Raw genomic sequence first — 9,324 nt, 5'->3', positions numbered from 1 at the left:
ATCCGGGGCACCGGTTATTCGGGGTCCCGGGTCTGCGGAGCAGCACTGCGTGCTGCACCGCGCCCGGGACACGGTTCAATAAGTTTAGATATTCCGCTGATCCTTCACCCGCACCGCCTTGCCCTGCGAGCGCGGGACTTCGCCGGGGGCTTTCACTGCGACCTTGCAGGTAACGCCGATCAGCGACTTGATGTGGTGCGTCACCTCCGCGGCCTTCTTCGCCAGCGCGGCTTCGTCGCGCGGCGCGTCGGGCGCGATCTCGACCTCGACCGTCATGGCGTCGAGCGCCTTGTCGCGCGTCAGCACGATCTGGTAGTGCGGCGCGATGCCGGGGAATCCGATCAGCACCGACTCGACTTGTGACGGATAAACGTTGACGCCGCGGATGATCAGCATGTCGTCATCGCGGCCGGTGACGCGCATGATGCGGACATGGGTGCGGCCGCAGGCGCAGGGCTCGGTGTTCAGGCTGGTGATGTCGCGGGTGCGATACCGGATCATCGGCAGCGCTTCCTTGGTCAGCGTGGTGATTACCAGTTCGCCGACCGCCCCCATCGGCAGCACCTCGAGCGTGTCCGGATCGATGGTCTCGAACAGGAAGTGATCTTCCCAGCCGTGCAGGCCGTTCTGCGCCACGGCGCATTCGCAGGCCACTCCGGGGCCCATGATCTCCGACAGGCCGTAAACATCGACCGCCTTGATGCCGAGCCGCGCCTCGAGGTCGCGCCGCATCGCGTCGCTCCAAGGCTCGGCGCCGAACAGGCCGACCCGCAGCGGCGCATCGCGCAGATTGATACCCATCTGCTCGGCGACTTCGGCGATGTTGAGCGCGTAGCTCGGCGTGCAGCACAGCGCATTGGCGCCGAAATCGGCGATGAGCTGCACCTGCCGCTCCGTCCCGCCACCGGAGGCCGGCACGACTGTGCAGCCGAGCCGCTCGGCGCCGTAATGCGCCCCGAGCCCGCCGGTGAACAGGCCGTAGCCATAGGCGTTGTGCACGATATCGTCGGGCGACACCCCGGCCCCGACCATGCACCGCGCCATCAAGTCAGCCCAGACGTCGAGATCGTTCCGCGTGTAGCCGACCACGGTCGGCTTGCCGGTGGTGCCCGACGAGGCGTGGATCCGCGGCATCTGATGGCGCGGCACGGCGAACATGCCGAACGGATAGGCGTCGCGCAGATCGGTCTTTTTGGTGAAGGGAAACTTCGCGAGATCGGCGAGCGAGGCAAGGTCGGATGGCTTGACGCCGGCGGCGTCGAAGCTCTGACGATAATGCGGGACGTCGCGATAGGCCCGCTCGACGATCTTGCGCAGGCGCTCGAATTGCAGCGCCGCAAGCTGCGACCGTGGCATCATCTCGATGATGCGGTCGTGCATGTGGACGGTCGGTTCGCGCAAGGCGGGCTGGGCGCTCATCAAGGCTAATCCTTTACGGGGAAATTACGCCGCAGCGACGGGGGCGGTCGCCAACGCGGCGCCTGCCGCCAGGGCGTCCATGTTGAGGTCGAGAAAACCGCGCGGCGACGAAGCGCGCACCACCTGCTCGACCGACTTGCGCTTGCACAGCGCCGTCACTTCCAGCAATGCGCCGAGCGCCACGATGTTGGTGACGCGCTCGCTACCCAGTTCAATGGCGGTGCGGCTGAGCGGCAGCGACAGCGCCTTGCCGGCGCCGTCCGGCAGTTCGGGGCACAGCCGGCTGTCGGCAATCACCAGTGCGCCCATCTTCAACTTCGGCCAGGACGGCTTGATCGCGATCTTGTCGAGCAGCACCAAATAGTCGAACGCCACCGGCAGCGGATAATCGACCTCGCCGCTCGCGACCACCAGGTCGGCGTTGCAGAAGCCGCCGCGCGAGGTCGGCTCGTAGGTCTGCGATTGGGCGACGTGGCGGCCTTCCAGTGCCAGCGCATCGGCGAGCAGCTTGGCGCTGAGCACCAGCCCCTGCCCGCCGGTGCCGCCGAAACGCAGTTCGATCCGGGATTTCGGCATGGGCGCCTCCTGTTACTTGGCGGCGCGCGCGGCCGCTGCCGCGCGCAGCGCCGCGCCGTATTCGGGCCGCGCGTTGCGGGCGAGCACGCCGGTCGGCAGGTCGGTGGAGCGAAACGGCTCGTCGACGCTGTCGCGATAGGCCGAGGGCCGCATCTCGCTTTTCTGCCGCAGCACCATCTCGGACGACGAGCCCATGTCGTTCTTGCGGCCGTAGACCTCGGTGCAGTCCGACAGCACCTCGACGAAGGCGAAGCCGCGATGCTGCAGGCCGTCCTTGATCAGCTCTTTCATCTTCGGCACGTGGCGCGTGACCTCGCGGCCGACGAAGCCGGCGCCGGCGGCGATCGCCAGCGCGCAGGCGTCGAAATTCGGCTCGGTGTTGCCGTGCGGCGTCGTCGTGGTCAGCCGCGTCTCCGACGTGGTCGGCGATACCTGGCCGCCGGTCATGCCGTAGATCTCATTGTTGAGCATCAGGCAGGTCAGCTTGAGATTGCGCCGGCAGGCGTGGATCAGGTGATTGCCGCCAATGGCCAGGCAGTCGCCGTCGCCGGTGATCACCACGACATGTAGGTCCGGCCGCGCCAGCGCCAACCCGGTCGCGTAGGCGAGCGGTCGGCCGTGCGTCGTATGAAACGTGTTGGCGTCGATATAGGCCGAGAGTCTTCCGGCGCAACCGATGCCGGACACGACGGCGAGCTTGTCGCGGTCAACCCTGAGTTCGTGCAGCGCCCATAGCAGTGCGCGTAGCGCCATGCCGTGGCCGCAGCCGGGGCAGAGGAAATGCGGCATCATCTCCTTGCGGAGATAATCGCGGACGTCGAAATGCGGCGCGTCGCGAAACATCTCAGACCTCCGTGGCAAGCTTGCTGGCAGCGGCAGCAATCTGCGCTGGCGTGATCGGGTCGCCGCTGATCAGATGCAGCCCCTCGACGCGACGGTCGCGGAGCTGGCGCTCGATCTCGAGCCGGAGCTGGCCGATGTTGAGCTCCGGCACCAGGATCGCCTTGGCGGTCTTGGTCGCCTCGCGCAGCGCGATCTCCGGGAACGGCCACAGCGTCACCGGGCGGAAAAGTCCGACCCTATGACCATCGGCGCGACAGGCATCGACCGCACGCCGAGCGGCGCGGGCGCTGATGCCGATGGCGACAATCACCACATCGGCGTCCTCGCAGCGCACCGCCTCGTAGCTGTCGATCAGGTCGCGATGCTTCTCCAGCTTGGCGTAGAGCCGGCCGAGATTGCGCGTCACCGTCTCGGGATCCTGCGACGGGAAGCCACTCTCGCTGTGCGTAAGACCAGTGGTGTGGGTGCGATAACCGTCGCCAGGCCGAGGCATCGGCGGCACACCGTCGGCGTCCGCCGCATACGGCTTGTAGCTCTCGCGTGGGCCGCTCGCCCATTTGCGGGTCGCATGCACCGCGACGCGGCCGCCGAGCGACACGGTCTCGGACGATTGCGCGATCACCTGGTCGTACAGCAGGATCACCGGCGTGCGGCAGATCTCGGCGAGGTCGAACGCGCGGATGGTCTCGTCGTAGATCTCGCGCGCCGAGGCCGGCGCCAGCACGATGATCGGGTAGTCACCGTGGCTGCCATAGCGGGTCTGGTAGATGTCGGCCTGCGACGGCCGCGTCGGCATGCCGGTCGACGGGCCGCCGCGCATCACGTTGACGACGACGCAGGGAATTTCCGCGCCGGCGGCGTAGCCGAGATTCTCCTGCTTCAGCGAGAAGCCGGGGCCGGAGGTCGCGGTCAGCGCCTTGACGCCGCCCATCGAGGCGCCGACCACCGCCGCCATCGCGGCGATCTCGTCTTCCATCTGAATGAACACGCCGCCGGCTTTCGGCAGCAGCACCGACAGCCGCTCGGCGATCTCGGACGACGGCGTGATCGGATAGCCGGCGAAGAAGCTGCAGCCGGCGTCGATGGCGCCTTGGGCACAGGCGGCATTGCCAGACATCAGCCTGGCGGCCGGCTTCGTGTGCGAACGATCGGGCGCGTTCATCGCGCGGCCTCCATCACCGCGGCTTCCGTGTCGAGATGGACGCGGATCGCAAAATCCGGACACAGCCACTCGCACAGCCGGCAGCCGGTGCACTTCTCCGGCGCGATCATCTTGGCGATACGATCGGCATCGAGCGTCAAACAGCGCTCGGGGCAAAGCTTGACGCAGATCTCACAGCTCTTGCACCACGCCTCAGTGATCTCCAGCCGCGCCGTATAGGGCGTATGCGTCGGCACCGGCGTCGCCGCGACGTCGCCGGTGGGCGACGAGGTCTTCGCCTCCGCGATCCAGGCGCGGCCGAGTTCGAACGCGGCGGTGTTCACCGCAATGGTCTTCTTCGGCACGAAGCTGGTGACGGTCCGCTCCCACTCCGGCAGCGAGAAGTCGAGCACGGTCGACAGCGCGCCGAGCAGCACGACGTTGGCGGCGCGGTCGTTGCCGAGTTCTTCGGCCATCCGCGTCGCGTCGATCGCGTAGGCTTCGGAGACGTAGGCAGAGACCTGCTCGGCCGTTTCGGTGGAGTAGCGCATCTTGGCGCCGAGCTTGCGGTTCAAGCATGCGAATGGCGGCACGATGCGCTTGGTGTCGCAGATGAACACGCCGGTGTCACGCTTCAGGTGCGGCAGCCAGCGCAGCCCCTCGGCCCACTCTAGTGCGATCAGCACGTCGGCCTCGCCCTTGGCGATCGTCGGCGACCATACTTTCGGCCCGAAGCGGACGTGGCTGAACACGGTGCCGCCGCGCTTGGCCATGCCGTGGACTTCGCTCTGCTTGACCTCGAAACCATGCGCCTGCGCCAGCGACGCCAGCACCTTCGACACCATGATGACGCCCTGCCCGCCGACGCCGACGATCAGCACGTTGAACGGCTCGGCCAGCGCCGCGTTGAAGGCGACCGGCTCGCTGTCCGCATTCACGGCGATGTTGCTCTGCTCGTTCATGACGTCACCGCCGGGCTCGCGATCTTGATGCAGTCGATGGTGCAGACCTGGGCGCACAGCGTGCAGCCGATGCACAGCGCCGGGTCGATCTTGACGCGGTGTCGCCCCTCGAACCATTCGTCGCTCCAGGTCAGCGCCGGGCAGCCGAGGTTCATGCAGGACTGGCAGGCCGTGCACTCGCTGGTCTTCACTTCGAGCGGCGGCCCTTTGATCTTGATCGGATCGAGCACGCAAGGCCGGTTGGAAATCAGCACCGCGACGCCGCGATAGGCGATGGCTTCGCGCAGCGCCTGATGCGTGCCGGCGAGATCGTAGCTGTCGACCGTCTTGACCCATTGCACGCCGCAGGCGCGGATCAGGGCTTCGTAATTGATCTGCGGAGCCGGCTCGCCGCGCAGCGTCTTGCCCGTGCCGGGATGTTCCTGGCCGCCGGTCATCGCGGTGATGTGGTTGTCGAGCAGCATCACGGCGATGTCGGCCTGGTTGTAGACCGCGTCGATCAGCGCCGGGATACCGGCGTGCAGGAAGGTCGAATCGCCGATGGTGGCCACGATCGGCTTGGTCTCGCCCGCCTTGGCCATGCCGACCGCATTCCCGATCGACGAGCCCATCGCCACGCAGGTGTCGATGCCACGCAACGGATCGAGCACGGCCAACGTGTAGCAGCCGATGTCGCCGGCGACGCGCGCGCCAGAGGCACGCACCGCCATGAAGCTTGAGGTGTGCGGACAGCCGGCGCACAGCACCGGCGGCCGCACCACCGGCTCAGGCACCCAGGCGTTCTGCGACGGCGGCGCCGGCAGGATGCCGGCCTGCACCAGCCCCGCCCGCACCACCTCGGGCGAAAACTCGCCGGCGCGGGGGAAGAAGCGCTTGCCCTCGACCTTGACGCCGAGCGCCGCGATCTCCTTCTCGATGATCGGCTCCAGCTCTTCGACGACGAAGACGCGCTCCACCGAACCGCAAAAATCGCGCAGCAATTGCTCCGGCAGCGGCCACGACGCGCCGAGCTTCAGGACGGTCGCGCTCGGCAGCACTTCGCGAACATAAGGATAGCAGGTGCCGGCTGTGACAATGCCAAAGCTCGGATCGCCTTTCTCCCATTGGGTGATGCCGGAGACCGCGAAGTACTCTTTCAGCTTCGCTTCGCGCTCCAGCACCGCGACGTGACGGCCGCGGGCATGCGCCGGGATCATCACGTTCTTGGACGGCTTCTCAAGAAACACCCGCGGCGGCACCTCGCAGCGCAACCCGACCGAGACGGTGCTGCGGGTGTGCGACAGCCGCGTGGTGCTGCGCACGATCACCGGCGTGTCGAACTGCTCGGAAATGTCGAAGGCCAGCTTGGTGCACTCGTAGGCCTCCTGCGCGTCGGACGGCTCCAGGATCGGCAGCGTGCCGAGCAGGCCGTAGATCCGGCTGTCCTGCTCGTTCTGCGACGAGTGGATGCCGGGATCGTCGCAGACGATCAGCACCAGCCCGCCATTGACGCCGATATAGGCGAATGACATCAGCGCATCGGCGGCGACGTTGAGGCCGACATGCTTCATGGCGCACAGCGCGCGGCTACCCGCGAACGAGGCGCCGATCGCGACGTCGAGCGCGACCTTCTCGTTGGTGGACCATTGCGCGTGCAGATCTTCCGCCGGATAGGTGCCGAGATTTTCGAGGATCTCGGTGCTCGGCGTGCCCGGATAGGCAGCAGCGACACGGACGCCGGCTTCCCACGCGGCACGGGCGATTGCCTCGTTGCCGGTCAGCGGGCGCAGCTCCTTCGGCTCGCCCTTCAGCGCCGTCGCGGCTTGCCAAGGTGTATGCATCGAGAGCTCCCCCCAAGCGCACGCCGTCGCGGCGATTAGATTAGCTGTAAAGGGGCTCTGTTTCCCAAATTTACCTTCTGTCGTATTTGCGCTAAGTCAACGGGCGTGTTGATCGTTTGATCATTACGACGACGGACTAATCGTCGTACCGGGATATTTTGTGCAGAGTGAAATCGAGTGCGCCGCAGCGCGACGACTGCTTAGCAGGAATGGATCGCAACACGCTGTGTGGTCCATATCTCTCAGTCCGGGACACTCGGCTCCTCGCTCTGAGCCTATGACTTTGATTTGACAGTGAGGACGGAATGACGACGGTCCCCGACAAACATGTCGAAGCACGCATGGCCCGCATCGAAACAGCCGTGCAGCGGATGCAACTGTTCATCGTGATGGTGGTCGGTATCGCCGCGGTCCTGTGGTGTCTCGATCTGGCGGTTCGTCTCAACCCAGATCCGGAATCGGCCGCCTGGTTTTACGGCGGCCAGGCCTTTGGCGCGCTTATCGGCATGGCCATCGCCTTCGCGGCCGCGAAGCTGATCGGTTATCCGCTTCAGGTTCTACAGCGCGCGTAGTGCGGCCCTCACCTCTCTCCGCGACATTTTTCCCCGCCGCGGCATCTCGGCCGACCCATTTCGGCCGGAAAGCTGCTACATTGCGGCAGCGGGTGGGTGCCGCTGCGGGATAATATGCGTCGAGTTGTCAAGAAAGCTGTGTCCGCTCCGCGCGTTGCGGGGCGCAAGACGGCTGCCAAGCGTTTGCCGCCGGCAATGCTCAAGCCGGCCTCCGATTCGATCGTCCTGATATCGGACAGCACGACAACCGCGGCGTTCAAGACGATCGCCACCACACTCATCGCACGGATCGTATCGCAGCAGGCTGCAGTGCAGCAGCGCGATCCGGTCGGCGTGCATCAGATGCGGATCGCGCTGCGGCGAACCCGCGTGCTCATCACCATCTTTGCCGCGCTCGTCTACGGTCCCGAGACCGAGCGTCTGAAGAGCGAGCTGAAATGGCTGACCGGCCGGCTGGGCCCAGCGCGCGACCTGCATCTGATGGATCTGAAGCTAAAGGAGACGGACGGAGTCGGCTCGACAGCTTTCCGCAAACGGCTCGCAGCCGACCGCGCCAGTGCCTTCGCGACAGCGAGCCGCACTGTCACCGATAAGCGTTTCGACAAGCTGTTGGCCGATTTGTCGCGCTGGATCGAAGCGGCTGACCGGGCGCAGACGGCGCAGGGTGTCCCGGAGAAGGCGAAGACCTTCGCCAAGCGCACCTTGAAGCGCCGCGCCAAGCGCCTGACCGGCAAGCTCGACCGGCTCGAGGAATTGGACGACGAGCAGCGCCACCGTGTCCGGATCGCCGCCAAGAAGCTGTACTACACGGCCGGATTCTTCGAGAGCCTGTTCGCCGGGCGCAAGAGCGGCAAGCGGCTGGCGAAGTTCAGCAAGCGGTTGAAGAAGTTACTCGACGCGCTCGGGCTTCTCAACGACGCGGCCGTGCAGCGCGAACTGGCGACGAACGTTGCAAGCAAATCGCAGCACGCCACCAAAGGTCCCGCGAAAGCAGCCGAGGACGTCGCGGCCGCCGGTGACGCCGCACGAGACGAACAGATGCGGGCAGCGCTGAAAGCCGCCCGCAGGCTTGCGGACACGCCGCTGTTCGGGGAATGACGAAGGCGTATTGGCGTCTTGTTATGACGCCGTGTTGATCCGAACCACGACCCACGTCGCCCGAACACGCTATAATGGATTCGATGGAGCCAGACCCGACCCCGCTCGTCGCCGCCGCGACGTCTTCGCGCTTCGCCGTCACCCGGCGATGGCTGGCCCGCGTCTCCGGCTGGGCCGCGAAGGCGACGTTCCGGATCAAGCGCGGGGCGCCGGAGCTGACCATCGCGGAACTCGGCAAGAGCTGGCCGCTGTCGGAGACGCAGCGCGCGGCGCTGCTGCAGCTCGGCACCAGTAAGCCGGGCGCGGCGTTCATCGACGAAAAGGTCGGCGACATCAACCGCGCCGCCTTTCACCGTTCGGCCTTCGTGCTGAACGCCGCAACGCATCTGCTCTTCGTCGATCTCGGCGCGCAGCTGCTGCTGTCACTGTGGGAACTCAAGGTTGCGCTGGTGATCGGCAATCTGCTGCTGGCGCTGCTGGCGCATTGGCAGATGCGCACGCATTTCCGCGCGCTGCTTGCTGGACCGCGCGCACTGCCGAAGAAGCGGCGCATGTGGGGGCTATTGTCCAACCCGCGGTACAACAAGGCGGTGAAGAAGAACTCAAAGCCCTACGCGCGCAGCGCCTGGAAGGAGAAGACGCTCTACCGCACTGCCTATTTCGGCAACGCCGTGCTGATCTTCCTCGGCTCGCAATTCATCCTCCCGCCGGAGCGGTTGATCTTCCCGTTCGGCTTCCTGATCGGCAAGATCACCGGACTGATCACCACGATCGTGGTGTTTTTCGACGGCTGGCGCGGCATCCGCGCCGGCGACGACGCACGGCTGGCGCGTGAACGCGAAGTGTCGGTGTATCGTAATTTGAAGATTTGACGGGAAAAGGCGCCACCTCCG

At 66.1% G+C, this 9,324-nt stretch carries 9 protein-coding genes; 3 read left to right on the top strand and 6 right to left on the bottom strand.

The features are described 5' to 3' along the window. Window positions 1-84 precede the first annotated feature (84 nt). The 6 genes from ACOJTD_RS12395 to iorA are packed head-to-tail and all read right to left on the bottom strand — an operon-like array spanning window position 85 to window position 6,761. Window positions 85-1,419: a phenylacetate--CoA ligase family protein gene (locus ACOJTD_RS12395; protein ID WP_420133211.1), complete on the bottom strand. Its 1,335-nt coding sequence runs from the start codon at window positions 1,417-1,419 to the stop codon at window positions 85-87. A gap of 24 nt (window positions 1,420-1,443) precedes the next feature. Continuing rightward, window positions 1,444-1,995 (bottom strand): 2-oxoacid:acceptor oxidoreductase family protein, encoded by a 552-nt coding sequence (locus ACOJTD_RS12390; protein WP_420133210.1) that lies wholly within the window; start codon window positions 1,993-1,995, stop codon window positions 1,444-1,446. A 12-nt stretch (window positions 1,996-2,007) separates the two neighbouring features. Continuing rightward, window positions 2,008-2,838, bottom strand: coding sequence for a thiamine pyrophosphate-dependent enzyme (locus tag ACOJTD_RS12385; protein ID WP_420133209.1), 831 nt, complete (start codon window positions 2,836-2,838; stop codon window positions 2,008-2,010). Between the two features lies 1 nt (window position 2,839). Further along, on the bottom strand, window positions 2,840-4,000 hold the full coding sequence (locus ACOJTD_RS12380) for a 2-oxoacid:acceptor oxidoreductase subunit alpha (protein WP_420133208.1): 1,161 nt from the start codon (window positions 3,998-4,000) through the stop codon (window positions 2,840-2,842). After that, window positions 3,997-4,941, bottom strand: a complete 945-nt coding sequence (locus ACOJTD_RS12375; protein WP_420133207.1) for a 2-oxoacid:acceptor oxidoreductase family protein — start codon at window positions 4,939-4,941, stop codon at window positions 3,997-3,999. Before ACOJTD_RS12375 ends, ACOJTD_RS12380 begins: the two co-directional genes overlap by 4 nt. Continuing rightward, window positions 4,938-6,761 (bottom strand): indolepyruvate ferredoxin oxidoreductase subunit alpha, encoded by a 1,824-nt coding sequence (gene iorA, locus ACOJTD_RS12370; RefSeq protein ID WP_420133206.1) that lies wholly within the window; start codon window positions 6,759-6,761, stop codon window positions 4,938-4,940. The genes ACOJTD_RS12375 and iorA overlap by 4 nt, the downstream gene beginning before the upstream one ends. Window positions 6,762-7,066: 305 nt before the next feature. Between iorA and ACOJTD_RS12365 the strand changes: the two genes are divergently transcribed. The 3 genes from ACOJTD_RS12365 to ACOJTD_RS12355 all read left to right on the top strand — a co-directional run bounded on the left by ACOJTD_RS12365 (window position 7,067) and on the right by ACOJTD_RS12355 (window position 9,303). Beyond that, window positions 7,067-7,333: a hypothetical protein gene (locus tag ACOJTD_RS12365; RefSeq protein WP_420133205.1), complete on the top strand. Its 267-nt coding sequence runs from the start codon at window positions 7,067-7,069 to the stop codon at window positions 7,331-7,333. Window positions 7,334-7,471: 138 nt separating this feature from the next. Beyond that, the gene (locus tag ACOJTD_RS12360) at window positions 7,472-8,431 is read left to right on the top strand and encodes a CHAD domain-containing protein (protein ID WP_420133204.1); all 960 of its coding nucleotides are present in this window, start codon (window positions 7,472-7,474) and stop codon (window positions 8,429-8,431) included. Window positions 8,432-8,514: 83 nt separating this feature from the next. After that, complete coding sequence (locus ACOJTD_RS12355) at window positions 8,515-9,303, top strand: hypothetical protein (protein ID WP_420133212.1); 789 nt, start codon at window positions 8,515-8,517, stop codon at window positions 9,301-9,303. Window positions 9,304-9,324 lie beyond the last annotated feature (21 nt).

Origin of the sequence: Rhodopseudomonas sp., assembly GCF_048594845.1 — a bacterium.
In the GTDB taxonomy this organism is placed as follows: Bacteria; Pseudomonadota; Alphaproteobacteria; order Rhizobiales; family Xanthobacteraceae; genus Rhodopseudomonas.
Note: the sequence above shows the minus strand (reverse complement) of the source record. Positions and strands in the feature narration are given on the sequence as shown.

Coding starts and splice junctions, on each gene's coding strand:
- ACOJTD_RS12385 (WP_420133209.1), bottom strand. CDS start 2,838: ATGTTTCGCGACGCGCCGCATTTCGACGTCCGCGATTATCTCCGCAAG.
- ACOJTD_RS12365 (WP_420133205.1), top strand. CDS start 7,067: ATGACGACGGTCCCCGACAAACATGTCGAAGCACGCATGGCCCGCATC.
- ACOJTD_RS12380 (WP_420133208.1), bottom strand. CDS start 4,000: ATGAACGCGCCCGATCGTTCGCACACGAAGCCGGCCGCCAGGCTGATG.
- iorA (WP_420133206.1), bottom strand. CDS start 6,761: ATGCATACACCTTGGCAAGCCGCGACGGCGCTGAAGGGCGAGCCGAAG.
- ACOJTD_RS12390 (WP_420133210.1), bottom strand. CDS start 1,995: ATGCCGAAATCCCGGATCGAACTGCGTTTCGGCGGCACCGGCGGGCAG.
- ACOJTD_RS12375 (WP_420133207.1), bottom strand. CDS start 4,941: ATGAACGAGCAGAGCAACATCGCCGTGAATGCGGACAGCGAGCCGGTC.
- ACOJTD_RS12395 (WP_420133211.1), bottom strand. CDS start 1,419: ATGAGCGCCCAGCCCGCCTTGCGCGAACCGACCGTCCACATGCACGAC.
- ACOJTD_RS12355 (WP_420133212.1), top strand. CDS start 8,515: ATGGAGCCAGACCCGACCCCGCTCGTCGCCGCCGCGACGTCTTCGCGC.